At 49.5% G+C, this 24,973-nt stretch carries 21 protein-coding genes, 1 tRNA gene and 1 pseudogene; 10 read left to right on the top strand and 13 right to left on the bottom strand.

Going from position 1 to position 24,973, the window contains the following annotated elements; translation table 11 throughout:
* Together BT142_RS14150 and BT142_RS14145 are read left to right on the top strand one after the other, a co-directional pair.
* Positions 1 to 1,258 (top strand): tetratricopeptide repeat protein (locus BT142_RS14150; RefSeq protein ID WP_139275805.1); only part of this gene is annotated, 1,258 nt, incomplete at its 5' end.
* Between the two features lies 1 nt (position 1,259).
* Positions 1,260 to 3,563: a VirD4-like conjugal transfer protein, CD1115 family gene (locus BT142_RS14145; protein WP_072418836.1), complete on the top strand. Its 2,304-nt coding sequence runs from the start codon at positions 1,260 to 1,262 to the stop codon at positions 3,561 to 3,563.
* Between the two features lie 38 nt (positions 3,564 to 3,601).
* Here BT142_RS14145 and BT142_RS14140 read toward each other — a convergent pair.
* From BT142_RS14140 to BT142_RS14130, 3 genes and pseudogenes are all read right to left on the bottom strand, one after another.
* Positions 3,602 to 3,721 (bottom strand): annotated as a pseudogene (locus BT142_RS14140) (transposase); the annotation flags it as partial.
* Between the two features lie 261 nt (positions 3,722 to 3,982).
* On the bottom strand, positions 3,983 to 4,711 hold the full coding sequence (locus BT142_RS14135) for a hypothetical protein (protein WP_072418835.1): 729 nt from the start codon (positions 4,709 to 4,711) through the stop codon (positions 3,983 to 3,985).
* A gap of 275 nt (positions 4,712 to 4,986) precedes the next feature.
* Positions 4,987 to 5,688, bottom strand: a complete 702-nt coding sequence (locus BT142_RS14130) for a hypothetical protein (protein WP_072418834.1) — start codon at positions 5,686 to 5,688, stop codon at positions 4,987 to 4,989.
* Between the two features lie 310 nt (positions 5,689 to 5,998).
* Between BT142_RS14130 and BT142_RS19190 the strand changes: the two genes are divergently transcribed.
* The 6 genes from BT142_RS19190 to BT142_RS14105 all read left to right on the top strand — a co-directional run bounded on the left by BT142_RS19190 (position 5,999) and on the right by BT142_RS14105 (position 11,816).
* Positions 5,999 to 6,172, top strand: coding sequence for a hypothetical protein (locus tag BT142_RS19190; RefSeq protein ID WP_175545503.1), 174 nt, complete (start codon positions 5,999 to 6,001; stop codon positions 6,170 to 6,172).
* A gap of 176 nt (positions 6,173 to 6,348) precedes the next feature.
* Positions 6,349 to 8,169 carry a DNA topoisomerase gene (locus tag BT142_RS14125; RefSeq protein WP_072418833.1) on the top strand — a complete coding sequence of 607 codons (1,821 nt, stop codon included), beginning with the start codon at positions 6,349 to 6,351 and terminating at the stop codon, positions 8,167 to 8,169.
* A 636-nt stretch (positions 8,170 to 8,805) separates the two neighbouring features.
* Positions 8,806 to 9,300: an RNA polymerase sigma factor gene (locus BT142_RS14120; protein ID WP_072418832.1), complete on the top strand. Its 495-nt coding sequence runs from the start codon at positions 8,806 to 8,808 to the stop codon at positions 9,298 to 9,300.
* Positions 9,278 to 10,615 (top strand): hypothetical protein, encoded by a 1,338-nt coding sequence (locus tag BT142_RS14115; protein ID WP_072418831.1) that lies wholly within the window; start codon positions 9,278 to 9,280, stop codon positions 10,613 to 10,615. Before BT142_RS14120 ends, BT142_RS14115 begins: the two co-directional genes overlap by 23 nt.
* 235 nt (positions 10,616 to 10,850) lie before the next feature.
* Positions 10,851 to 11,405: a phage integrase SAM-like domain-containing protein gene (locus tag BT142_RS14110; protein ID WP_072418830.1), complete on the top strand. Its 555-nt coding sequence runs from the start codon at positions 10,851 to 10,853 to the stop codon at positions 11,403 to 11,405.
* Positions 11,406 to 11,447: 42 nt separating this feature from the next.
* Positions 11,448 to 11,816, top strand: a complete 369-nt coding sequence (locus BT142_RS14105) for a tyrosine-type recombinase/integrase (protein WP_072417674.1) — start codon at positions 11,448 to 11,450, stop codon at positions 11,814 to 11,816.
* 903 nt (positions 11,817 to 12,719) lie between these two features.
* On the opposite strand, the gene BT142_RS14100 is transcribed toward BT142_RS14105, so the two are convergent.
* The 3 genes from BT142_RS14100 to BT142_RS14090 form a co-directional block, all read right to left on the bottom strand.
* A tRNA-Ala gene (locus tag BT142_RS14100) sits at positions 12,720 to 12,792 on the bottom strand.
* 86 nt (positions 12,793 to 12,878) lie between these two features.
* Positions 12,879 to 13,085 carry a helix-turn-helix transcriptional regulator gene (locus BT142_RS14095; RefSeq protein WP_072418829.1) on the bottom strand — a complete coding sequence of 69 codons (207 nt, stop codon included), beginning with the start codon at positions 13,083 to 13,085 and terminating at the stop codon, positions 12,879 to 12,881.
* Positions 13,086 to 13,664, bottom strand: a complete 579-nt coding sequence (locus BT142_RS14090) for a hypothetical protein (RefSeq protein ID WP_072418828.1) — start codon at positions 13,662 to 13,664, stop codon at positions 13,086 to 13,088.
* 262 nt (positions 13,665 to 13,926) lie between these two features.
* Here BT142_RS14090 and BT142_RS14085 point away from each other — a divergent pair, with 262 nt between their 5' ends.
* A complete protein-coding gene (locus BT142_RS14085) occupies positions 13,927 to 14,463 on the top strand; it encodes a flavin reductase (protein ID WP_242871985.1) in 537 nt (178 codons plus the stop codon).
* Between the two features lie 372 nt (positions 14,464 to 14,835).
* On the opposite strand, the gene polA is transcribed toward BT142_RS14085, so the two are convergent.
* From polA to dusB, 5 genes are all read right to left on the bottom strand, one after another.
* A complete protein-coding gene (gene polA / locus BT142_RS14080; protein ID WP_072418827.1) occupies positions 14,836 to 17,361 on the bottom strand; it encodes a DNA polymerase I in 2,526 nt (841 codons plus the stop codon).
* A gap of 13 nt (positions 17,362 to 17,374) precedes the next feature.
* Positions 17,375 to 18,082 (bottom strand): tRNA1(Val) (adenine(37)-N6)-methyltransferase, encoded by a 708-nt coding sequence (locus tag BT142_RS14075; RefSeq protein ID WP_072418826.1) that lies wholly within the window; start codon positions 18,080 to 18,082, stop codon positions 17,375 to 17,377.
* 327 nt (positions 18,083 to 18,409) lie between these two features.
* Positions 18,410 to 18,883 carry a ribosomal protein S18-alanine N-acetyltransferase gene (gene rimI / locus BT142_RS14070; RefSeq protein ID WP_072418825.1) on the bottom strand — a complete coding sequence of 158 codons (474 nt, stop codon included), beginning with the start codon at positions 18,881 to 18,883 and terminating at the stop codon, positions 18,410 to 18,412.
* Positions 18,880 to 19,707, bottom strand: coding sequence for a 16S rRNA (cytidine(1402)-2'-O)-methyltransferase (rsmI, locus tag BT142_RS14065; RefSeq protein WP_072418824.1), 828 nt, complete (start codon positions 19,705 to 19,707; stop codon positions 18,880 to 18,882). Before rsmI ends, rimI begins: the two co-directional genes overlap by 4 nt.
* Positions 19,708 to 20,028: 321 nt before the next feature.
* A complete protein-coding gene (gene dusB, locus BT142_RS14060) occupies positions 20,029 to 21,042 on the bottom strand; it encodes a tRNA dihydrouridine synthase DusB (RefSeq protein ID WP_072418823.1) in 1,014 nt (337 codons plus the stop codon).
* Positions 21,043 to 21,273: 231 nt separating this feature from the next.
* Between dusB and BT142_RS14055 the strand changes: the two genes are divergently transcribed.
* Positions 21,274 to 22,167: a hypothetical protein gene (locus BT142_RS14055; RefSeq protein WP_072418822.1), complete on the top strand. Its 894-nt coding sequence runs from the start codon at positions 21,274 to 21,276 to the stop codon at positions 22,165 to 22,167.
* A gap of 390 nt (positions 22,168 to 22,557) precedes the next feature.
* Here BT142_RS14055 and BT142_RS14050 read toward each other — a convergent pair whose 3' ends face one another.
* Both BT142_RS14050 and BT142_RS14045 read right to left on the bottom strand, forming a co-directional pair.
* Positions 22,558 to 24,222, bottom strand: coding sequence for a 2-isopropylmalate synthase (locus BT142_RS14050; RefSeq protein ID WP_092983265.1), 1,665 nt, complete (start codon positions 24,220 to 24,222; stop codon positions 22,558 to 22,560).
* A gap of 98 nt (positions 24,223 to 24,320) precedes the next feature.
* Positions 24,321 to 24,668 (bottom strand): hypothetical protein, encoded by a 348-nt coding sequence (locus tag BT142_RS14045; RefSeq protein WP_072418820.1) that lies wholly within the window; start codon positions 24,666 to 24,668, stop codon positions 24,321 to 24,323.
* Between the last annotated feature and the right edge of the window lie 305 nt (positions 24,669 to 24,973).

Below are 24,973 nucleotides of genomic sequence, written 5' to 3'. Positions count from 1 at the left end.
TGCGCTGACTGCTTTTAGGGAACTTGAAAAGACAGCGGACAAGCAAAAGCCGTACTTACAGTACCGGATAGGCAAAATGTATCAGTACGGACTTGGAACAGAAACAGATTACATTGAAGCGCATGATTGGTTTGAACGTTCTGCTAATCAGAACAACAAGTATGCACAGTTTTCGCTTGCCAATATGTATTATTACGGCACCGGAGTTGAACAAGATTTTCAGAAAGCCTTTGAATGGTATGAAAGATCATATCAGCAGGGAATGCCGTATGCGGCATTCGCACTTGGTCAGATGTACAGCCGGGGACAGTATGTTGATAAGGATGATGAAAAAGCGCAAAAATGCTATAAAGAAGCACTTCAAGGCTTTCTCAATATGGAAACGGATGCTGCCGATGATAACCTGCTGTATAAAATCGGGCAGATGTACCGTGACGGAAAAGGAACAAAATCAGATATAGCAAAGGCATTGAAGTTTTTTGAGAGATCGGCAGAACTGAACAACGTTAATGCTCAACGGATAATGGGTGTAGAATACGTCACCGGAGAAAATGTTGCCCAGGACGTTCCAAAAGGTTTGAAAATGCTCACAGCACTTGCCGGCAAGAATGACACTCTTGCAGCATTAAAACTCGGTCAGTTTTATATGCGCGGCGAATACGTTGAAAAAGACCTTGACAAAGCTGAAAAGTATCTGCTTTCAGCCGAGGAAAATGAGTTAGCTATGTACTCACTCGGCAAGCTGTATCTTACCGAAGAAAAAAAGGACATAATGAAAGCGGCTCACTATTTTGAGAAAGCCTGTGAAAAGCCCTCGATCAGACCTTTCGCGGCATATACCTACGCGAAGCTGCTGCTTGATGATACACCGATACATGACAGCGAGAAAGCTGTTAAGCTGCTTGCCGACAATGCTGCCGACAACGATCAATGTGCGTATCTTCTCGGAAAGCTTTATCTGTTTGGAACTAAGGAAATACCGAAAAATATAGATGCGGCAGAGCAATGGCTGAAATACGCAGCCGGGCATGAAAATAAAAATGCCGCTGTTATACTGGAACGTGGCATACGAAAAATATATGCACGAAAGGCGTTCAGAAACGCTGCATCAGGTTCGCAGCATATCATGGACAGATGTGCCGGCAGCATAGAACGGCTTCTGAGAGAATCGGAAGCACACCTGAAAGCACTGCAAAACGAATACGAATACAATGTCGAACAGCATGGAATGTTCGATGAATATGAGAGGGAGTATTGACATGAAGAAAAACAAAGACCCCGAAAAGCTGCGTGGACACAGCAGCATAGATGAGGTCGCTAATCCACGGGCTAAAGCCATGATAATACAGCTCATATTGTTTGTGCTGCTGTATTATGTGGTGATCTCGCTTGTGTTCAGCTATCTGCACAACTCACTTGCTTACCTGGGTGATATAAAAAATCCGGGAAAGTATTTTCGTTTTAAGCTGATATATCTTGTGTATGCCGAAGGACTTGGGGTATTCTGGAATTTTATGATCTCCGCACTGCTATCTATCTTCACTGTGGTCAAGCTTGATCAGCTGTGGAAAGTCAAAAACGGCAACAAGGGCGTTAAGGGCAAGGCTCACTGGCTGAAAGAGGAGGAGGTAGAGAACCTACTCAGCAGCTTTCCGGAGGATAACATTGAGGAGTGTCCGTCAGGCGGTATACCTTTATGGCGCAATAACGGATATATCTATGTTGATACCGAAACGATACATTCGCTTATCATCGGTACTACTCGCTCCGGTAAAGGTCAGACCTTCGTAATGCCTATGATGAGATATATCTGTAATGCAAAGATCAAGCACAGCATGATACTGAATGACCCGAAGGGCGAGCTGCTTGAAAACTGCTATGATATGCTTATAAAGAACGGTTACAATGTGGCTGTGCTGAATCTGCGTGATACCCAGTGGTCACACCTGTGGAATCCCTTGCAGGTCATAATCGACGAATACCGTGACCGCAGGGACGGCAAGGACGGCAACACCGACCTGTCACGCTGCATAAAGCTGTCTCAGTCGCTTGCAAATGTTTTTACACATAACGACAAGTCAGACCCCATATGGCCCGATTCAGCAAAATCGCTTTTCGTGGCAATGCTGCTTTACCTGTTGGAGCAGGGTTATGACAATCATCACCTTGAAAATGTCAGCCTGTACTCACTGTATCAAATGTTTATTGAGTTCGGAACGGCAAATGAAATAAGAGGTCAGCATGAGATAAACGCACTGGACGAGCTGTTTGAGAGTTTACCTATCGGAAATCCCGCAAAGTCGGCTTATGCGACCTCTAACTTTGCTTCGGGTGAGATGCGTTCCTCGATATTCTCCACATTGGCGAGCAATCTCACCTTGTTCGGCTCAGACGTGGGCGTTTCAAAGCTTACTTCGGGCAATCAGATAAACTTTCAGTCGCTTGCCGACCCAGACAAGCCTATGGCAGTCTTCATGCTCGTTCCCGATAACGAGACTTCGAGATATGTTTTAGCATCACTGTTTGTGAATCAGTGCTACGATGAGCTTGTGGAATACGCAAATAATTTCCGTGGGCAAAAGCTGCCGCAGAGAGTGCATTTCATACTTGACGAGTTCGGAAACATGGTGCATATCCCGAACATGGACACAAAGATAACTGTCGGTGCAGGAAGAAATCTGCTGTTCAATATGTTCATACAAGACTTGAACCAGCTTGATACCAAATACAGCAATGCCGCCAAAACGATACGCTCAAACTGCGGAAATTTGGTGTATATAAACTCCCTTGACAACGACACAAACAAGTATTTCAGCGAGGTGCTTGGAAACAAAACGCTTGAATACAGCACATACAGCGGAAGTCTCAGCAGCTTCCTCGATCATCAGAACAAGGCAGTGGAAGCACAGGCTCTTGTGACGGCTGATGAACTGGCGAACCTTCCGCAGGGAACGGCGATAACAAAACGGCAGCGCAGCTATCCGATGAAAACAAAGTTTGAGTTTTTCTACAAGCTGGGCATCAAGGCGCAGGCTGTTCCCGATATTGCGAAGAAAATGCAGCTTATCGACCGTCCGCTTGAGGAAACGATCTATCCGCTGGAGGAGATATGGTGCAAGCTCATCAGGCGCACGATCATTGATCCGTCTATGCCGGCACAGCAGGACTACAAATGGAAGAACGCTGCTGAACGTCTGCTGTCAGACAACAGGTGGGTATGGCAGGCGGAGCAGGCAGATGAAAACGGCAGTCAGAGTTTTCGGCTCGTCCCGAAATCGGGCGTTGTGATAAAACGGACAAAGCGTACCGACTTTAAGCCGCAGACAAGACCTAACAAAAAGCTTGATGATGTACTGAGCAGGATCAAGGAAAAGAACGAAGCCGACCTGCAATCGCTCATGCAGGGATTAAATCAGCTTTTCGGCACAGACCTTGACACCGACGGAAAAAAGTCACTTGCAAAAAAGCTTATAGATCAGGTAAGAAAAATGTCCTATCTTTCCGGTACCGACAAGCGCCTGCTTGAAGATCATATCAATACGGCGCACAACGGAGCAGCGTGAGAATCAAAACCACCGGTTGAACCGGTGGTTTGATGAAGCCCAATATCCGTCTTTATTTGGTTATATATCACCATTCGGCGATATTTCGGTGCAAATACCACATGGTACTTGCAATTCCACTTGGAATGTGCTAAACTATTAATATCGTCTCTTGTCATGACGATACCTCCTTTGATCCTTAAGTTTCGGTTGGCAGACCTACTCTTATTTTATCATAGGAGGTTCTTTTTTTCTACCCATAGCTAAAGCTTTTTTGAACCCCCGGCAGAGCCGGGGGTTTTCGTTATACAAATAATTGTTTTCTGCCACATGGCAGAAAAGCCGTCAGACAGCACAGCGGGCTCTCTGACGGCTTAAATACGAACTTTAATGCTACTCACGTTAGTATTTGTTTTTTTTATTAGCTCTTTGGAAATACGTCAAGGATAGATATCAAATGAGAAAACAACAGTGCTTGGATTATAAGTAAAACCATATTTTTTACTGACCAGTCCTTTATTTCCCGGAAAGGCATTTAACCACAATTCAATTGCTGCACTGCTCCAGTTTTCTTCAAGCTCTGCAGAAACACTTTTTACAACGCTTTCGCCTGAAGCTAATGTTGTCCCTTTCCAATCTGCTGTTTGAGTGTGTATTGCTCCGCGATGTTTGGCAAGATCAGTTTCTGCAAATAAAGAAGGTTCACAGTCGAGTATAAATTCTTGATCCCAATTATTTGTGATTGTGACATCAACATAGAATTTTCCGTCATCGCCTAAATAATAATCAAAGCTCTCTGTAATTCTGCCGTCAGAAGTTACAGCACTATAATCTGTTTCCCTAACAAATTCAAAATATTCCGGATCTTCATTTATTTCTACATCTTCAATGATGGAGGTCTTTTCATCAACTGAGTTTTGCTCATCTGCAAGAGAGCTTTGTTCATCAGGTGGAAAACTATCAAAATTAGCTTGAGTTTCTGCTACAGCCGATGATTCTTGTTCGATACTTGTTTCGGATACTACAGAACTGCTTTCACTTACAATTGACGATGTTTGAGCATACTGTTTCTGTTGTAAATTACTCGATGGATTCATTTCGTTACTACCGCAGCCGACATTCATAAACGCTACGACCAAAGCCAAAAAGATTAATAGCCATTTTTTCATTTGCTCCCCCCGAACCATTAGTACAAAATCACATGTAAACCTGAAAACACATTTGTAATCTTAGAGGCATATGTATTATTTTCACCATCTTTTGCTAGAGACGATACTTTCTTTAATATACTTTTCATAATTTACCTCCTGTTCCTGTAAAATGTTCCTGTAAAACTTTAAAAAGCTAACATAAATACTTATCTATTATTATGCCCGTTTTAAATAAAGCCGAGGAACAAAATGTCCTCGGCTCCAACTATATAAACTTTTTTGTTTATAATAAATTACTTAGACTTCTTTGCAACGGTCAGCACTGCAAATGCGAGTAACGTCATGCCGCCTACAGTCATGCCGACAAGACCGCCTGTCTTGGGGTTATCGTCCTTGCTCTTATCGGATTTTGAGGAAGAAGCGGATGCGCTGCTTGCAGCTGCGGGTGATGTACTGCTCGCCGTGCCGGTTGAAGAAGTGCTGCCTGCTGCCGAACTGCTGTCTGCGGGGGAGACGGAGCTTGTGTCGGGTGCGCTGCTGTAATCAACTGTATATGATTCAACATACGAATCAGATATGCTGCTGCTCGAAGTATCAGACTTTGAACTGCTGCTTGATACATCAGGCGTTGAACTGCTTTCAGAATCATCTGATGCGGGAGAATCATCGAGACTCTCTTCGTCTTGTTCTGATAAGTTCACAGTTTCACAATATTTTTTATTCTGAGCTACAAAGATCCTTCCTTCTCCGTCAATGACAAAAATCGCAACATATTGTCCTGTCGGATCTATAGTACAATGAGCTTCTACCCACTCATCGGCTGGCACACCGTCGATAGTTGCCCAGGAGCCGTCTTCATTGTATTCCAAAAAGCCTTCAATATGATACCCATTGACCCAAAAGTCTGTTGCCGCCGAAACTATGACTGTCGCAGCTGCGGCAGCTGCAAGTGCAACTCCGATAAGTCCAGCTGCTGCCTTTGGTACTATTTTCATAATGCACCACTCCTTTCTTACGATTAATCATACACTGCATTTATTAACTAATTGTATATCTTCTATTAATAAACGCTAAATATTAACGAATAGTGATTTTTTTGTTAATATATGCAATTACTCGTTATTGATTTTGTTCAAATAGAAGAATTTCAACATGAACTATTGAAAATGTTAAATAAATATAGTAATATTATAATATCAAAGGTCTTTTGAATAGTTAGGTCGATTTTGAAGGGAGTGGGGTGAAGAGAATCAGAACAATAAAATTAGTTATTCTGAATTAACAACATCAAGCAATGAGATCGTTTTGGCAAATCGTGATGAGCAATATGAACACGATGATAATGTGTGTACTGACTACGAACTTTTCTTTTCATCTTTAGATGACCTTGCAGGCTATCTCATTGAAAACCGAAACGGAAGCGAAAGCATACTGTTTGAGAGCGAATCGCAATTAAAAAACAAGAATCCAAAAAGATAACGTACACTCTGCCACATGGCAGAAAAGCCGTCAGACAGTGGGAAATGCCCTCTGACGGCTTTTGGTTTTTAAACGTAAAATTTCACAAGCCCCCCCTGAAAGCCCCTCTGAGAGCCGTTCACACGGTTCTGAGGGGTCTTTCTTTAAAAAGAAAAAATGAAAAGAGGTAATTGAAAATGAAGCTTATCATCGGAGAAAAGCCCGATGTGGCACGATCTATTATTCCTGTTGTCGGTGCAGAAACGAAACGGCAGGGATATTATGAAGGCGACGGATATTATGTTTCATGGTGCTATGGACACCTTGCAGGACTTTGTATGCCGCCTGATTACGGCGAAATGTGGCAGGGCAGCTGGGCTTTTGAAAAGCTGCCCATGATCCCCAATAGCTGGCGGTTGAAGATAACAAATCACAGTGAACAGTTTGCTGTACTGCGAAAGCTTATGAACGAGCCTGCGGTGGATGAGATAATCTGCGCCACTGATGCTGACCGTGAGGGAGAGTGCATTTTCAGATATGTCTATCAGCTTGCCGGCTTCCGTAAGCCTGTCAAGCGCCTTTGGGTGTCCGATCTTGAAGCAAGCACGATAAGCCGTGGTCTTTCTGCTTTAAAAGATGATCGTGAGTACGATAATTTGTTTGGTGCAGGCTTTTCAAGAGCAAAAGCCGACTGGCTCGTAGGACTTAACGCCACAAGGCTTTTCACAGTGCGCTGCGGCGGCAAGGTCACTATCGGCAGAGTGCAGACACCAACGCTTGCGATGATCGTAAAGCGTGACTATGATATAAAGCATTTTGTCAAGGAGAAATATTTTACTGTCGAGATAGACACAGGCGCATTTCGTGCGGTATCTGCCGAAATAAAGGACGAAAATGCCGCCGATATGCTCGCAGTCAGAGCATCAGGAACAACTGCTGCCGTGACTGACGTTTCCTGCGAGAGAAAAAAAGCGAATCCGCCTAAGCTGTTCGATCTGACCGAACTGCAAAAGGCGGCTAACCGTCAGTTTGGCTACACAGCAGATGAGGTGTCTGAGATCGCTGAGGAGCTGTATATCAGAAAGCTGTCAAGCTATCCGAGAACGGACAGTATGTACATATCGTCAGACATGGAGCAGACTGTGACTGACGTTATAGCAGACGTTCACAGGGTATATCCCGAACTTGGTGTGCCTGCCGGAGCGCCTGACGTAAAGCGCTGCATAAACAACGGCAAGGTCAGCGGACACCATGCCCTCATACCTAAGTCGGGGATAGCAGCGGAGGATCTGTCCGGGCTTACGGAGGCTCAGAGCAACGTTTTAAAGCTGATATGTGCAAGGCTGCTGCTTGCAACAGGTCAGCCGCATATTTATGATGCGACAAAAGTAACGCTCACCTGCGCCGATACTGAGTTTTCCGCTGTCGGGAAAAAGGTCTTGCAGGAGGGGTGGAAGGCTGCCGAAAAAGCTGTAAAAAAGGCTCTTGCGAACAAAAACGCCGACAGCGAGCATGAGGACAAAACGCAGGAACTTCCGTCAGTCGAAAAAGGACAGGTCTATCACGATATTGCCGCAGAAAAGGTGCTGCACTGGACTTCTCCGCCTAAGCTGTATACCGATGATACGCTGCTGACAGCCATGAAATATGCAGGCAATGACAGCTATGATGAGGACACGATACCTAAGGGATATTACGGCAGCTTTAAACTCAGCGACAACGGCAAATACGCTAACCTTGAATTTGTCCTCGATGCAGAAAATGAGCCGCCTGTGGGCAAATGCCCGAAATGCGGGTCGGATATAAAAAAGAGTATGTACGGCTTTATGTGTTCGGCAAAATGCGGCATAAATGTGGGCAAGATCTTCGGCAAGGAGCTGACAGAGCAGCAGCTCAGAGCGCTTCTTTCGGGCAAGGACATAGCTGTGACGATAAAGGGCAAAAAGACTGTGATAATGCCGCAGGTCGCTCAGAACGAGTACAAAGGTAAGATTTACTATCAGTGGGCAACGAAATAACGTTATGATTGACATTTGTAAATGACAGTTTTGTAAATTATGCCGCGAATAGCAAAAAGCGACGACGAAAATGCCCTGATTTTCTGCCACATGGCAGACTTTTGCACCAATATGGGGTAGTTGGGAATTTGAATTGTCATTATCTAACCCACTGTTGTCTTTCTTATAAAAGAAAAAAATAAAGCCAAATATGTTTGGCTGCTATTGATTTCTAAGCTCAGATGTTGTATAATAGACTCAACTGTGAGGGTGAGACAATGACGGTTCAGATGTCCGCAGGGTTCGCTGCAACAGCAGTATGCCGTACACCCGACTGCTTGAAAAGGGGCGTCTGTATTCCCGTCTGACACTTGATGAAGTAATGTTTCTCACCGAAGAAATGCCTGATTAACAGTAAAAAAATCACAGCCTGTTTCACTTTCAGCTTGAAACAGGCTGTTTTGGGGCATAAACTTATCCTTTGACAAAGTGAACAAGCAGTTCATGCCATGATCGTTCTGAGCATCAAAAAACTAAAAAATATTTGGAAAAATGAAACCTTTTGCCGCCTTCGGGTGTATTACAGGTGAAGGATCCCTCAGAGACAAGAGTAAAACGCTGGGAACGGCAAGCAGTAAACGGAGTGAGTGTATCATAATGACAGATGAGATTTTTGTTCGGTATTATGAAAAGCACAAAAACAGTATATATTCTGTCATATTCAATTACGTCAGGAGCGAAGCGGACGCGGGCGACCTCACGCAGGAAACTTTCATAAAGTTCTATTCCTGCGACAAGGAATTTGAGAGCGACGAGCACGCAAAGGCATGGCTTATTAGAGTGGCGATAAATCTCTGCAAGAACCATATAAGGGATAATAAGCGGAGATCCTTTGATGAGCTTGACGAAAATATCCCCGCTCCCGAAACAAAGGACTATTCCTATGTAATGACGGCGGTGCTCTCACTGCCCGAAAAGTACAGGATCCCGATACACCTTTACTTCTATGAGAATTACTCTGTCAAACAGATAGCCGCAGCACTCTCGCTGAACGAATCCACCGTCAAGACACGGATCAAAAGAGGAAAAGAAAAGCTGAAGAGTTTGCTGGAAAAGGAGGCAGGACATTATGAGTATAGAGTCGAGGTATAGGAAAGAGATAGATTCTTTCTGCGATGAGACTTATAAGGTCGGCGGAGAGGAGATACTTGACATGGCAAAAAGAAATATGATAACAATGACGGCTGAGACTTCCGGAAGGAAGAGAATGACCAAGAAACTGCTGCTGATACCCATTGCCGCAGCCGTTTTCGGAATGACGGCAATAAGCGTAGCAGGTGCTGCGGGCTTCATTCCCTCTTCCGAGGAGGTGTTCGGAAAGTACTTCGGAAAATACTTTGACGATGAGACGACCGAAAAGCTTGCCGAAGAGGGCTATATCTACACCGCGGAGGATTACGAGGCAGACAGTGCGGCAGACAGCGGGGCTGATACGGGTGAGCGGATGTACCCCGTGATGAACGAGACACTTTGCAAGGATATCTTTTCTGCGAAGATAATTGGTCTCGCCGGAGATACGCAGTATCCGCAAATGCTTGTGGACATAACTGTGAACGACGAGAAGATCGCCGCAGACAGCGAAACACTCGGTCTTTACACGCTTACTATCGGCACAGAGGAGTTTGAACAGCACCGCGAGGATTATTTTGTGGAATACAGCACTGCCGTCAGGGACGAAACGGTCCCCGGTCTGTACCACGCGAGCGTTTTCTGCGCTCCGTTATGGGTCACTTCGGGTGAGGAATTCGTGTTTGATATAGTCTGCATCCATACCACGGAGGATAATAACGGCGGCGTTCATGAGTATTACAGAGATCAGGAGGTCACAGACAACGGCGTTTCAATCGACGAGCTCACCGAACACGGCGGACTTGCAGAGTATAATCCCGACGCTGACATGAGCGTGATCTCGGGGTACAATTACTACAACAAGATCACGGAGCATTTTACAGAAATGCAGTTCCGTTTTAAGCTCCCCAAGGATATCTTAAAGGATGCACCGGAGTTATTTTTCAGAGAAAACGACCTTGTTTACAATATGGACGGAAATCCCTATCATCTATGCTTCGCGAAATTCGGCACGCGTGAAACCTGTATAACCCTTGACTTTGACGCAGCCAGCGGGATTCAGCCCGAGAAATACAATGAAGACGAGGATTTTCGGATAGAAGCAAGGAACGTCGCGGAGAAGTTCACGCTTACCGTTGACGGAAAGGATCATGCGGTTACGATCGACAACTGCTACGTATACTGTGACACCGAGGGCAACGCTCATCTTTGCATAAAAGACCGCTGCTATCTGTGTCTCGAATTCCCGGGTGTGGATCTTGACAACGCAAAGAGCGTGAAGCTGACAGCGGACGGTACAACTTATGACCTGAAAGAATCCTTCTCATTTAGACAGTAAAATAATATTCTTGATATATAGCTATGTAGGGTAGTATAGGCGCGTGAGGTCGCTCGGCACATTTTGCTTTTTTCTCTTTAAAAGAAATTAGAATATTGCTTATTATCTTTAATTTTGCTTATATTATTATTTGTTTAACATTCTCTTAACATTCAATTCTCTGCGTTGACATATTTGTGACTGAATGATATAATACTATTCGTGCGCACGAATTATAAATTTTGGAGAGAAAACAATGATTTTTAATCAATACATGGAGATCGTCCGCGAAATAAAGAAAAGCGAGATCGCTGTAAACTCGTTTTTTACCGGATGGGAATGTCCGATAAGAAAGTATCTTGTTCCGTGCCTTGGTGATATGCCGTTGGAGAGTATTTCATACACCGAAATACGCAAGTATTTTCTTACACACAGCCATTTATCGCACGAAACGCTGAAATCGCACTATCAGGTTCTGAACACCGTCCTGAAATGGGCGCAGTACGATGTTCTTATCGAGCGCAACCCTTGTGAGCGTTACAAGCTCAATGTCGGAGTTCCGACCAAAGACCGGCAATGCTATACTCCTGAGCAAGCGGAGCTGATACTTGATTACTGCCGGCGCAGACCGGTTGACGGCATCGGGGTGTTTCTTATGCTCAAAACCGGTATCTGCCGAGCCGAGATGCTCGGCATAAAATGGACTGACATTCACCTCAAAGAGCGTACTATCGAGATCAGACGTAACATAATCGAACAGCAAGGCGAATATGAGGGCGATAGGGTCGTTGAAGCGCCGACAAAGAACTAGCACCGAAACCGCGAGATCGCCATTGACGAGGATACGGCGCTGATGATCGCCAAACTTCCGCGATTCATCACGGTCGGCGCGAACAAGCACAAACGCAGACCGGGAACGATAGTTGCAACCGAGTTCCTTATCGTGAACAAATACGGCAATTGTCAGTCTCCGAGCAACTGGAGCAAGCGCCGATACAAGCCGTTCATGGAGCAGATGAGTGACTACTATGCCGAAAAGGGAATCATCATTCCTGTATTAACGCCGCATTGTCTGCGCCACACAAGGGCTTCGATTTGGCTCAACGAGGGAAGATCGCCGACAGCAATAGCCGCGCAAATGGGCTGGAGCGACCTTGATATGCTCAGCCGTGTCTATGGACACCGTGACATTAAACAGCTCAGAGAACTGCTTGGAATGTAATTCATGACGTAATCAAAGAACAAATCTGCCACATGGCAGAGTATGACACATGGCAGAACATAGGTTCGGTATATTGCATAAAGTGATACACTTTAAATCGTTAAAATGACCACAACTTTTTTTGAGAAATATAGTTAAAATACTTGACAATTACTCAGAGATGTGGTATAATAATTCTATCAACTAAAAAGCAAAACAAGCTGAACGGAGCGCCAACTCCGAACAGCTCGTAACCCAAAGCGATGTTTGCCTCATCGTCTGGACTTAGTTTTGATGATTATGCCTTACTCTAAGTATAGCATTAATCATAGATTCTGTCAAGACCTTTCTGCGAACATTCGCTGAAAGGTCTTTGATTTTTTAGTGAAAGCAACTTGACAACTGAATGGCTTGATTCACGGACTATGAAGAATGAGAGTGTCCGTTTCCCGGTGAATGATGATCGCCTGATGTCAAGGGAGTGATCTAAAAGATGTATAACCTTAATGCGTCCTCGCAAGACGCACAGCAGCCTGCGCTATGATATGCAGTCTGTCAACGCTTATCTGCTCGATTAGAGAAACAAACATACAAAGCGTATGAACAGCTGTGAGCGCACAGCTTATTCAGCACAACCCTGTGTCTGCTCATGGAGCAACATAGGTGTCAAGTTGTGACGGTAAGCCGCCTATGAGCCTGCACACGGAGCATAACAGCTCACAAACACCGAGAGTGCCATGCAAAGCTACGGTACATATAAGATTGTTTTCCAGTCTGCTCACAATAGAGTGCAGTATGTACCCGCAGAATTCAAGCTGACTTAAATTTGCGATATAAGGCGAAAGCCTTTTGGATAAATCAACCGCTTTGTCAGTTGAGATAAGCGCATTTTGTGTGTTTATCTTAGCCGACGAGGGCTTTAAGTGGAGCTAAGGGGAGTCGAACCCCTGACCTCTTACATGCGAAGCAAGCGCTCTACCAACTGAGCTATAACCCCATGTCGTTGACTGATATATTATACCATATTTTTCAGTGCTTGTCAATCGGCACGGGGACTCATTCACAATTTATTAAGAAAGTCTGTCAATCCTCATCGAAGATAAAGACCTCTTCGACTGAGCAGCCGAACACTCTTGCGATATCTACCGCGAGTTTCAGCGAGGGGTTGTACTGACCCTTTTCGAGTCGGATTATTGTTTCTCTGCGCACGCCGACCAGTTCGGCGAGTTCGCCCTGTTTCATATTCCGTGCGGCGCGGAGTTCCCTGATGCGGGTCGTGAATTCTGCCATTTACTCATCCTCCTCAGCCGCTTCATCTTCGCGGTCGCAGGCGAGGTAGAAGTGCTTTGTCAGCGTTGCGTGGAAGAATTCGAGAGTCACGAGGAGGTACAGGCAGTTCGAGCCGTTCAGCGTGATAGTCTTTACTCTGCTGAACATGAATACCGCAACGATAAGAAGTATCAGGAAAATAAAAAGTGCTGCCGCAGCGGAGTTTGCGCTCTTAGCCATAGTCAGTTTAGAAAGCTCGTCGGGCGGTTCGGTCTTGAATTTCGCCTTGATATGCGAGTAATAACAGATTGCGGCTAATGAGAGCACCACCAGTATGACGTACATGATGCCGAGCAAGTTCCAATCAGAGTGTTTTTTGCCGATCATATCCCGGATGAACATAAAGCCGAAGGTCATAGTTGTCGAAGCATTCAGCAGAAATTCGCTGAAAACGTACTTTCTGTAGCTGACCACAGGGCGTCTGTCTTTTCTGAATCTCACCCACTGCAATTCCTCCTGAGCCTCGCTGCGTTCCTGACGCGGTAAAGATATGTCTTTTGCCCTAAGTTGGAGTCTTTTGATTTTTTCGTTTGTATCCATTTTGAAGTCTCCTTTCTCTGTCTGAGGTGATTTATCTCTCACCTCATGTGATAATAATATCACATTTTATCCTGCGTGTCAATGCCTGATGTGACAAATCTATCACTTTTGTAGACCTGCACAACGATATTGACTGTGTGACAAATATATCACAGCACTTTGCACATATCACCCCGGCACTTGACAATTTTTTCGTGATAGAATATAATATAAGTATGCACAGCCGCGAAAACGGCTCAACATACCGAAAGGACTGATACCTATGACAGACAGAATGAAAGAACTCGGCTTCACCGAGGTTTCCCCCGAGCAGCTCGACAAGAACGTATTCACAGCCATCGGCAAGCAGTGGATGCTCATCACCGCTGGCGATGAGTCGGGCTCGAACACGATGACCGCTTCCTGGGGCGGCATGGGCGTTATCTGGAACAAGAACGTCGTGACCGCGCTCATCAGGCACAGCAGGCACACCAAGGGTTTCGTTGACTCCGCCGACCTTTTCACCCTCAGCTTCTATCCCGAGGAGCAGCGCAAGGCGCTTGGTTTCTGCGGTTCAAAGTCGGGGCGTGATTTCGAGCCCGACGGCAAGGCGAAAGCGGCAGGTCTGACCGCCCTCTACCTCGACGGCACCACCGCCTACGAGGAAGCCGAGCTGGTGCTGGTCTGCAAGAAGCTGTTCGCGAGCGACCTTGCTCCCGAGGGTTTCCTCGACAAGTCTCTGCTCGACGCATTCTATGCCGACAAGGACTGGCACACTGCCTACATCGCGGAGATAACTGCGGCTTACGTTAAGAAGTGATAAAAATAAAGACCTCGGACGGGTTGGGACGTTCGGGGTCTTTTTTTGTTTGTTTATTTGGTTTGAGTGGGGGTGGGTATTATTTGGCTGTCGCCAAATTTTAGGGGTTGATGTGAATCGCTTTCGCTCTCACGTCAAAATAAAATCGGCAAATCTGTGTGTTCTTGATAGGTTGGTTTGGTCATTCGGGGTGGCGCCTTTTGGGACGTGTTTTGGGGATTTGCCTATTTTATGTGGATTTTTCAATAGTGCGCTTTTGGTTCAAAGCTTTTTCCCTACGTGCCTCCGGCGGCTGGGGGACCCTTTGAAAAGGGTCTCCCCAGACCCCTCCTAAACTTTTTGAGTCTCTGGCGTACACGGTAGTGTGTGCGGTCAGCCTTTGGCGTCGTACCAGCTTCTTCCGCTATGGACATCTACCGTCATCGGGACGGCAAGGTCTACTGCGGCTTCCATTTCTTCCTTCAACAGTTTCGCTGCCGCGTCCGCTTTGCCCGCGGGCGCTTCCAGTATCAGTTCATCGTGTACCTGCAATATCAGCTTCACATCGGGCATCTCATCCCTCAGCCTGCGGTACACCCTCACCATCGCCAGCTTGATGATGTCCGCGGCAGCCCCCTGGATAGGCGCGTTCATCGCCGCTCTCTTTCCGAACGCCTGAATATTCTTATTGGAATTTTGCAGCTCGGGGATATATCTCCTGCGCCCGAATATCGTCGTGACATAGCCGTCACGCTTCGCATTCTCGACAGTCCTGTCCATAAATTCGGACACCTTTCCGAAGTTGTTCAGGTAATTCTGTATATACCTCTTCGCCTCTGCCACCGAAACGCCGATGTCCTTCGACAGCGAGAACGCGCCGATGCCGTAGATGATGCCGAAGTTTACCGCCTTCGCCGCCGAGCGCATCGAGCTGTCAACAAAGTCCTCGGGCACGCCGAAGACCTGCGCTGCGGTCGAAGTGTGTATATCGTGTCCCGACAGGAACGCCTCCCTCATATTCTCGTCGCCGCAGACGCTCGCCAGCACTCTCAGCTCGATCTGTGAGTAGTCCGCATCCACCAGCAGGCAGCCGTCCGCCGCCGTGAAGAACCTTCTCATCTCGCGGCCGAGGGTCTTTCTCACGGGGATATTCTGCATATTCGGCTCAGTGGAGCTGATGCGTCCCGTCCTCGTTTCGGTCTGTCTGAACACGCTGTGGACTCTGCCGTCGCCGCGTATCTGCGTCAGCAGACCGTCAACGTAGGTCGAGCGCAGTTTCGCGAGGGTGCGGTATTCGAGTATCTTCGGGATGATGGGGTGCTTGTCCGCGATGGCTTCAAGCACTTCCGCGTTGGTGGAGTAGCCGCTCTTGGTCTTTTTCTTGCCCGGGAGGTCCATCTCCTCGAACAGCACCACGCCCAGTTGTTTCGGGCTGAGGATGTTAAACTCGTGCCCTGCGAGCTCGTAAATCTCGGCGGTGATGGTGTCCAGCTCCTTGCCGAGCTTTTCGCCGAACGCCGCGATGCCCTCGCTGTCGGCACGCACGCCGTAATGCTCCATCGAAGCCAGCACTTCGCAGAGCGGCAGTTCGATGTCGTTGTACAGCTTTGTCATCTCAGCGGCTTCGAGCTCTTCGGCGAGTCGTTTCACCAGCGCGGTCAGCGAGCTCACGTCTGCGTATTCCCCCATGTCAGAGCGGTAGGGGGCGCGGTAAGCAAGGCAGAGATTTTCCGCGGTGTAGTCGCTGGCCTGCGAGTTGAGCAGATACCCTGCCAGGTCGCAGGAGAAGGTCAGACCGCTGACCCTGCCGCCCCTCTCGAACGCGAATCGGTGCGCCGCCTTTCCGTCAAAGCAAGCCTTCTCGCAGTCGGAAGAGAGGTACTTCATGATGAGCGTTTCGTCGGTGGTGTGCAGTACGGTATCGCCGTCACAGACGCACAGTCTGCCGTCTGTCAGCGTGAACACGCTCTTTCCCGCGGGCAGGGAAGTCTCCGTCAGCTCCGCGACGTTCAGCGGCTTCTCGTCCGCCACGGGAACGGGTTTCTTTCCCTCCGCGGTAGCCGCACCCGTGATGCCGAGTCTCTGCATCAGCTTGTTCATTTCGAGCCGCACGAGCAGTTCGCGCAACGCCTGTTCATCGCGCTCCCCGATGATGTAGGCGTTCTTGTCTGTCTCGATAGGCGCGTCGGTGACGATAGTCGCGAGGAACTTGCTGTTCACCGCGCTGTCGTGACCATCGGTGAGCTTTTTCCTGTTACCGGGGGTGAGCTTTATCTCGTCCAATTTTTCGTACAGTCCCTCTATTGTGCCGCACTGCTGTATCAGCGGCAGAGCGGTCTTTTCGCCGATGCCCTTGACGCCTGGGATGTTGTCCGAGCTGTCGCCCATCAGCGCTTTGAGCTCGATGAGCTGTATCGGTTCGAGCCCGTAGTCCTCGCGGAAGCGTTCGGGGGTGTAGCTGATAGTCTCCTTGTTGGTGGCGAGCCGCACGGTGCAGCTGTCGGTGATGAGCTGCAAGCTGTCGCGGTCGCCCGTGAGGATGAAGCACTCATCCCCGTCCGCGAATATCTTCGACAGCGTCCCGAGAATATCGTCAGCCTCCCAGCCCTCGCAGGAAACGCAGCGAATACCGAGGTCGGCGAGCATCTCCTTGATGACGGGCATCTGCTGAGCCAGTTCGTCGGGCATACCGTGTCTGTTCGCCTTGTAGGTCGGGTCGGCCTTATGTCTGAAGGTCGGCGCCTTCAGGTCGAAAGCGACCGCCACGCAGTCGGGCTTGACCGCCTCCGTTTCTTTGAGGTAGATGTTCATGAATCCCGTCAGCGCGTTGGTATACTCGCCCTTCGAGTTCGAGAGCGCCTTGATGCCGTAGAACGCACGGTTCATGATGCTGTTTCCGTCTATTGCCAAAAGTCTCATGCTGTGACTCCTTTCAATTGCTGAGATAACAAGCCCGAAGCTCGTCTGTGAAGCTGCCGTCGGGTGCGGTAGTGTAGAGGGTCTTTTCGACGGTAAGGAACGGCTTGCCGCCCTTTTTTCCCTCTGCCAGCACCAGCCAGGGGGCTTCGTCGGGGTTCTTCGCGACGAACCGCAGCCGTTTCGGTTCGATGCCGTTTTCTCTCATAGCGGTCATGATGTCGCAGAGCCGTTCGGGGCGGTTGCAGATGCAGAGCCGTCCGCCGTATTTGAGCGACAGCTTAGCCGAGCGGCACACATCCCCGAATGAGCAGAGCAGTTCGTGACGTGCGTTTGCGGCGGTCGGGCTGATGAAACCTGCGTTTTCCGCGAAGTAGGGCGGGTTGCAGGTGATGAGGTCGAGTTCGCGTTCGGCGCGCCATTCTTTCAGGTCGGCGCAGACCGCCGTGACGTTTTCAAGCCCCGACTCCGCGATAGTCCGTCTGAAAAGTTCCGTCCCCTCGCCGTCTATCTCCACCGCGGTCATTTCCCTCGGGCGGAAGCGTTCGTACATCACCGCCGCGACGATACCGCAGCCCGAGCAGAGGTCGGCGACCGTGTCCTTATGTCTCGGTGCGGCGAAATCCGCCAGCAGGAAAGCGTCCGTTCCGAAGCGGTGCTTTTCCGATATGTAAAGTCCCACGCCGCCTAAACGTTCGCGTGTGATGCCTTTTGGTTCTGTCATTTTTTATGGTATCCTCTCGATATGGGTTATGCTGTCTTTGTTCGGCGCATCTGCGCCGAATGGGGTGTTTGACGCGAATCGCTTTCGCTCTCGCGTCAAAATAAAATCGGCAAGATCGTTTGTTCTTGATAGTTTGAGATTGGTTTTCATTTCGTGTCTTTCGGGACGGATTTTTTGGATTTGCCGATTTTATTTGTGTGGTGCGATTACAGTTGGATGTTATTGTCCCTTGTTTTTTTTGCCTTGCGGCGAAACTTGGAGCTCTGCTCCAAACCATGCCAAAGGCTTCCGCCTCTGGACTCTGACCAGCTTCGGCAGCCGGACCGCCTATTTCTCTGGCGAACCCGCTTCGGTTGTGTTGGTTTTTAGTTTGAACAGCGTCATTATATATGCGTCTTCTCTGGGGTTTGAGTAGAAACGTTTGCGGCAGCCTACGTTCGAGAATCCATGCTTCTCATACAGGCTTATCGCCGGGGTGTTCGATACCCTTACTTCCAGCGACAGGCTCGAACAGCCGTCACACGCCCCTATCGCCGCTTCCATCAGTACCGACGCTATCCCCCTCCTGCGGAATTCGGGCAGTACGCCGATATTGTTTATTATCGCCAGCGGCGGCGTCAGCCATACGTTCACAAAACCTGCCGCTTTCCCGTCCTCATACGCTATGAACGTCCGCGAAAAATCCAGCGACAGCTCCTCCTCGAACTGCGCCTCGCTCCACGGGTCGTCTGTGAAACACACCTGCTCGATAGCAGCCGCGTCGCGGAAATTCTCGGCATTCATCGGTACAAGCTCAGTCATTTCGATACCTCCAGATACGCCGAATACAGCTCGCCCTTCGAGAACGCCGTGACTTTTGCGATCTCGCGGCAGGCGTCAGCAGGGCGCATACCCTTTTCTACCAGTCCGCTCACCTGTCCGAGCGCTTTCTCGATGGTGTCGGCGGTCTCGGTCTCAGCCGCGCCCTCCACCACCAGCACGAACTCGCCCCTCGGCTTGTTCTCGCGGTAGAACTCCACCGCCTCCGAAAGCGTGCACCTGCGGACTTCCTCGTATATCTTCGTCAGCTCGCGGCAGAGGGAGATGCGCCTGTCACCGAGAAAACTCAGCATATCCGCCAGCGTCGTCTCAAGCTTGTGGGGCGCTTCGTAGAAAATGAGCGTGTCCCTGCGGTCTTTTATCTCCGCGAGCTTTGCCCTGCGTTCGCGCTTGTCCGCCGACAGGAACCCCACGAAGGTGAACCCCCTCGCCGACAGTCCGCTCACCGCGATAGCCGACATAGCCGCCGTAGCCCCCGGGACGACCTTCACGTCTATACCGCGCTCGGCACACAGCCTGACCAGCAGTTCGCCGGGGTCGCTGATGCAGGGCATACCCGCGTCGGTGACGATGGCGGCGTTCTCCCCCGAGAGCAGTCTCGCGGCGATGCCCTCGCCTGCTTCGGCGGCGTTGTGCTCGTGGTAGCTGACGAGCGGCTTCGATATCTCAAAATAGTTGAGCAGCTTTGCGGTCACGCGTGTGTCCTCAGCGCAGATGAAGTCCACGTCCTTGAGCGTCTCGACGGCGCGGTAAGTCATGTCCCCGAGATTGCCTATCGGCGTTCCGACAATGTAAAGTGTACCCATTGTGTATTTCTCCATTCGATTTGATAAGTGACCGGTGAGTGCTGACTGCGGGTCTTCTTTTGGGAAGACCCTCCGCCTTAACTACGCACGGCTAGAAAAAGGGTTATCCCCCAGACCCCTTTCCTGAAACTTTTAATACTTTTTTTGGCTTGTGGGTGATTCTTCACTATTTTGTGTTGGTCGGGAAGATTGTGGTTCTTCTGCTATATGGTTTGCCCCTTGCCAAAAAAGACGTTCGATAGAGCGTTACGCACCATTTGAACGTAAATCTCTTGGAATGTCGAGAGTCTATCTTTCAAACCACATCCAACTGCCAACATATTAAAAGTCTTTGGAAGTGGGGTCCGCCATAGCTTTCTCGCTGTTGGCTTTTTTCACTCTTTCAGCCATTTCTTCAAGCTGCGAATACTCGTTCATCTCCGAGCATTCGCGGCGGAACTGTGCTGCACCGTGCAGCCCTTTGACGTACCAGATGACGTTGTGGCGCATCTCTTTCATCGCCTGCCCCTCACCTATCTCAGAGCAGAGCAGCCGCGTGTGTCTCAGCATGATCTCCATCCGCTCCCCGACGGGCTTTTCGGGCAGCAGCTCACCCGTGTCAAGGTAGTGCCGCACTTCCTCGAAGATCCAGGGTCTGCCGTAGCTTCCCCTGCCTATCATCACGAGGTCGCAGCCTGTCTGTTCGTACATCGCCCTGCATTTTTCGGGGCTGTCAACGTCGCCGTTTCCGATGACGGGCACGCTCACCGCCTGCTTGACCTGCCTGATGATGTCCCAGTCAGCCTCGCCCGAGTACATCTGACGGCGGGTCCGACCGTGAACGGCTATCGCCGCCGCGCCTGCCTGTTCCATCCTTTTTGCGAAATCCACGGCGTTGACCGAGTTCTCGTCCCAGCCCTTGCGTATCTTGACGGTGACGGGGCATTCGGCGTTTTTCACCGCCTCGCGAACTATCGCTTCTGCGATGTCGGGGGTCTTCATCAGCGCCGAACCGCTCCCCGGGCCGACTATCTTCGGCACGGGACAGCCCATGTTGATGTCGATGATGTCGGGCTTGTATTCGTTCAGCTTGTAAGCCGCCCGCCCGACAAAATCGGCGTCCTCGCCGAAAAGCTGCAACGCGCACGGACGCTCTTCATCCGTCAGTGTACACATCTCCGCCGACTTCTTGTCGCCGTAGCACAGCCCCTTCGAGGAAATCATCTCGCTGACAGCATACGCCGCCCCGAACTCTGCACACATCAGCCTGTAAGCGCGGTCAGCCACCGAAGCCATAGGCGCCAGCGCGGCAGTTTTTTCTATCTCCACATTACCGATAAAAACGGTACCGATCATAAATTCACACCTTTGCATTTAACTGACTGCGGACAATAGGATCCGCAAATGTATTACTCTTTATTATACCAAAAATCCTCTTCCGTTTCAACCCCCATTTTGTAAAAACGTGCTGTTCCTGCGGCTGAAAAGTGCAGAGATCTCTGCGGAAATATCTCCTGCCTTGACAAAAGACGGGGGATGTGTTATAATATTGTCACGCAAAAACCATGATGACGAAAGGACAAATTCATGAAAAAGTACGATATAGCGAGACTTTTCGCGGCTGTGACCGCTTGTGCGGCTATGGCAGCTTCGCTGTCGGGTTGCGGTTCCTCCGAAGGCGGCGGCTCTGACAGCAAGAAATCGAAAGAGAAGACCGAAAGCTCCACAGAGTCGGTGATCGACGGAAACAAGGTCGAGGTCTTTCTTGCCGAGGACGGCACCCCCTACTACATCAACGAGAATGGCGAGAAGATGATGCTCTTCGCGACCCCCTTTGCCGATGAGGCTGAGGACGGCGAAGACGACCCCTCGCTGTCTGTTGCCGACCCCGATTCTGCGGGTCAGTACATCACGGGCGAGTTCAGCAATAACGGTCTTGAATTCACCATCCCCGACGGCTGGATGGTCGATAATTCCTTCGGAGCTCCCACTATGTTCAGCCAGAATGAGACCGCAGGACAGCTCAACTACGACGAAGCCATCAGCATCGTCCCCACTTTCTACGTGTTCGACACTATCGAAAACGGCGAAGCGACCGAGAAGGCTATCACGGATTACTTCAAGGAGCTTGTGGACGCAGGCTTCTACACCGATTACGAGTTCCTCGGCACGGGCGATTATGAGGTCTGCGGAACAAAGGCGAAGTACTTCGATATCAAGGCTTCCATGGAGATGGAGTCTGAGGAGTCGGCAGGTGATTTCCGTATGCGCTACATCATCACCCCGGGTGAAAACTCCCACTGCATAATCCTCTCCTCGCTGGACACCGATGAATCCGCGAAGCTCATGCAGGACGTCCTCGCAGGCTTCGCCGACACCATCAAACTCCCGACCGCCGAACAGATGCAAGCCGCATCAGAAGTTCCCGACGACGAAAACGCCGCCGACGACGTGGACGAAGACATCGAGCCTAAGGGGTGAGGTTGGGTGACTTGGTGTTTTTTCCTGGGGGGAAACCTTTCTGAAGAAAGGTTTCCCCCAAGACCCCCTTTCCAAAGACTTTTAATATGTCGTTTGTTGGATGTGGTGGGGAAGATAGACTATCACCGTTTCAAGAGATGTATTCTATGATATGTAGGGCGGGGGATTGCTCCCGCCTTTTTTCTTTGCTGTCCCATTTGTAAACGCCCGTGTCCAAACGTGATGAATACCGCAGAATGGATGGCAGTACCACTCATGACCGTCTTTTGGGCAAGGAGCAGACCATTGAAAAAGAGAACTCCACATTTCCCGATCGGCACAAAGTCGGGAAGAACCACCCCGTTAAAGTAAAAAAAACGGTGCTGTCTGTTGAAGGCAGCACCGTTTGGGTTATTCGATGTTGTTTATTGCCGAGACGAGTGCTCTGACGCCGCTGACGATGATGTCGGAGTGTCTGCCTGCGCCCCAGTAGGTCTTGCCGTTGTGAACGATAGAGATGTAGGATACAGCCTCGGAAGTCGAGTGGCGTTCCAGCGCGTGTTCCTCGTAAGTCTCCAGCGTGAAGTCGAGACCGAGCACGTCCTTGAGAGCGTTTGCGACTGCGTTGAGACGGCCGTTGCCCTCGGCCTCGCAGATGCGGAACTCGCCTGTCTCCATCTGAGCGGTGACCTTGGCAGTTATGCTGTTCTCGCCGTTCTGAACGTAGTGAGCCTCGGTGATATTGCAGGGCGTTTTCTTGTTGAGGTAACGCGCCTTGAAGATGTCGTATATCTCAGCAGGCTGGAGCTCGGCGTGCTTGTGGTCGGAAACGCTCTTGACTGCGTAGCCGAAGTCCTCCGCCATTTTCTTAGGCAGCTGATAGCCGTACTGCTTCGAGAGCAGGAAACCGATGCCGCCCTTTCCAGACTGCGAGTTGATGCGGATAACGTCGCCGTCGTACTGTCTGCCGACGTCTTTCGGGTCGAGGGGCAGATAGGGAACGGTCCAGCGGTCGGAGTTCTTTTCCTCGCGGAACTTCATGCCCTTTGCGATAGCGTCCTGATGCGAACCGCTGAACGCCGCGAACACCAGCGCACCTGCGTAAGGACTGCGCTCGTATACCTTCATTCTCGTCACACGCTCGTATATATCAACAAGCGTCGGCATATCCGAGAAATCGAGATTGGGTTCAACACCGTGAGTGTACATATTCATAGCAAGCGTTACGATGTCCACGTTGCCCGTTCTCTCGCCGTTTCCGAAGCAAGTGCCCTCGATTCGGTCAGCACCTGCCAGCAGACCCAGCTCGGAATCCGCAACAGCGCACCCTCTGTCATTGTGCGGATGCAGCGAAACGATGACATTCTCGCGGTATTTGAGATTCTTGCACATATATTCTATCTGCGATGCGTAAACGTGCGGCAGGCTCATCTCAACGGTAACGGGAAGATTGATGATAACAGGCTTTTCCTTGGTCGGCTGCCATACGTCAAGTACAGCGTTGCATATTTCGAGCGCAAATTCCGGCTCAGTACCCGTAAAGCTCTCGGGGCTGTACTCGAAGATGATATTGTTCTCGCCCATTTCCTCGCGGTACTGCTTGCACAGCTTAGCACCCGAAACAGCGATCTCGATTATCTCCTCCTTAGACTTGCGGAACACCTGCTCGCGCTGTGCAACGGAAGTCGAGTTGTAGAGGTGAACGATAGCATTGTCGCAGCCCTTTATTGCCTCGAATGTCTTTTTGATGATATGCTCTCTCGACTGCGTGAGCACCTGTATGCGCACGTCCGAGGGTATCATATTCTTCTCGATGAGCGTGCGGCAGAATTCATACTCCGTCTCGCTCGCGGCAGGGAAGCCTATCTCTATCTCCTTGAAGCCTATCTCAACGAGCTTCGAGTAGAATTCCAGCTTTTCTTCCAGACTCATCGGGATGATAAGTGCCTGATTGCCGTCTCTGAGATCGACCGAGCACCATGAGGGAGCGTGGTCGATGTATTCTTTCTTAGTCCAATTGAGGCACTCGTAGGGAGGCATGAAATAACCTCTGCTGTACTTGCCTGCGTGTTCCATTTTTGCCATAACTTTCTCCTCCAAACTGTTATTTTGCGCTGAAAGACAGATGATTGGAAGCATCGGAGAACATCGTTTTTCTCCTTATCTTTCATCTCTTATCTTTCACTTGTGTTGTCATCTGCGGTGAGATACTCTCTGACCGTCGGGGAATAATCCGCTATGTCGGGATCTTTGTAGGTTATCTCGGCAACAGCCACGCCCTTTTTCACAAGCGTGAGCAGACCGTGCAGAACGTCCGAGCATTCTCTGTAGCTCTTCGTCTGAAACAGCGGTGTCCACGCGGGAACGCTTCCTGCCTCGACCAGTTTACCTGCTCTCAGCTCAAAGAAATCCGCGGTGGTATAGCCGCATTTGTGACCCTCACTGTCAAAGTAGCCTATCATCAGCTCATCGAAATGTGAAAGATCTACAGCCCTGTCTGTGAATGCAGAATAAACAAACATCAAAATTCCCTCCTACAGATCGGATGATCGTACAGCAATTAAAAAAGCCCGTTCTCCTGCAAACAAGGAGACGAGCAAGACCCGTGTTACCACTCCGATTCATGCACGGCTCACACCGTACACCTCAGCCGCATCGGCATTTTTGCGAATGCGCCGCTCTGTAACGGGAGCACCCGTGAACGCCTACCACCCAAACGGCTTCGGCGAGCCTGCTCAAGGACGAGTTATTACACAGACCCCGTGCCGCTTCACACCGAAACGCGGCTCTCTGAGACGAAGCACCCGTGCTTTTCTTCCTATCATCG

Origin of the sequence: Ruminococcus sp. YE71, assembly GCF_900119155.1 — a bacterium.
Taxonomy (GTDB): Bacteria; Bacillota; Clostridia; order Oscillospirales; family Ruminococcaceae; genus YE71.
Note: the sequence above shows the minus strand (reverse complement) of the source record. Positions and strands in the feature narration are given on the sequence as shown.

What these genes read in the sequence shown, in the direction of transcription:
- BT142_RS14145 (WP_072418836.1), top strand. Translation starts at nt 1,260, where the DNA reads ATGAAGAAAAACAAAGACCCCGAAAAGCTGCGTGGACACAGCAGCATA.
- BT142_RS14135 (WP_072418835.1), bottom strand. Translation starts at nt 4,711, where the DNA reads ATGAAAAAATGGCTATTAATCTTTTTGGCTTTGGTCGTAGCGTTTATG.
- BT142_RS14130 (WP_072418834.1), bottom strand. Translation starts at nt 5,688, where the DNA reads ATGAAAATAGTACCAAAGGCAGCAGCTGGACTTATCGGAGTTGCACTT.
- BT142_RS14125 (WP_072418833.1), top strand. Translation starts at nt 6,349, where the DNA reads ATGAAGCTTATCATCGGAGAAAAGCCCGATGTGGCACGATCTATTATT.
- BT142_RS14120 (WP_072418832.1), top strand. Translation starts at nt 8,806, where the DNA reads ATGACAGATGAGATTTTTGTTCGGTATTATGAAAAGCACAAAAACAGT.
- BT142_RS14115 (WP_072418831.1), top strand. Translation starts at nt 9,278, where the DNA reads ATGAGTATAGAGTCGAGGTATAGGAAAGAGATAGATTCTTTCTGCGAT.
- BT142_RS14110 (WP_072418830.1), top strand. Translation starts at nt 10,851, where the DNA reads ATGATTTTTAATCAATACATGGAGATCGTCCGCGAAATAAAGAAAAGC.
- BT142_RS14105 (WP_072417674.1), top strand. Translation starts at nt 11,448, where the DNA reads ATGATCGCCAAACTTCCGCGATTCATCACGGTCGGCGCGAACAAGCAC.
- BT142_RS14095 (WP_072418829.1), bottom strand. Translation starts at nt 13,085, where the DNA reads ATGGCAGAATTCACGACCCGCATCAGGGAACTCCGCGCCGCACGGAAT.
- BT142_RS14090 (WP_072418828.1), bottom strand. Translation starts at nt 13,664, where the DNA reads ATGGATACAAACGAAAAAATCAAAAGACTCCAACTTAGGGCAAAAGAC.
- BT142_RS14085 (WP_242871985.1), top strand. Translation starts at nt 13,927, where the DNA reads ATGACAGACAGAATGAAAGAACTCGGCTTCACCGAGGTTTCCCCCGAG.
- polA (WP_072418827.1), bottom strand. Translation starts at nt 17,361, where the DNA reads ATGAGACTTTTGGCAATAGACGGAAACAGCATCATGAACCGTGCGTTC.
- BT142_RS14075 (WP_072418826.1), bottom strand. Translation starts at nt 18,082, where the DNA reads ATGACAGAACCAAAAGGCATCACACGCGAACGTTTAGGCGGCGTGGGA.
- rimI (WP_072418825.1), bottom strand. Translation starts at nt 18,883, where the DNA reads ATGACTGAGCTTGTACCGATGAATGCCGAGAATTTCCGCGACGCGGCT.
- rsmI (WP_072418824.1), bottom strand. Translation starts at nt 19,707, where the DNA reads ATGGGTACACTTTACATTGTCGGAACGCCGATAGGCAATCTCGGGGAC.
- dusB (WP_072418823.1), bottom strand. Translation starts at nt 21,042, where the DNA reads ATGATCGGTACCGTTTTTATCGGTAATGTGGAGATAGAAAAAACTGCC.
- BT142_RS14055 (WP_072418822.1), top strand. Translation starts at nt 21,274, where the DNA reads ATGAAAAAGTACGATATAGCGAGACTTTTCGCGGCTGTGACCGCTTGT.
- BT142_RS14050 (WP_092983265.1), bottom strand. Translation starts at nt 24,222, where the DNA reads ATGGAACACGCAGGCAAGTACAGCAGAGGTTATTTCATGCCTCCCTAC.
- BT142_RS14045 (WP_072418820.1), bottom strand. Translation starts at nt 24,668, where the DNA reads ATGTTTGTTTATTCTGCATTCACAGACAGGGCTGTAGATCTTTCACAT.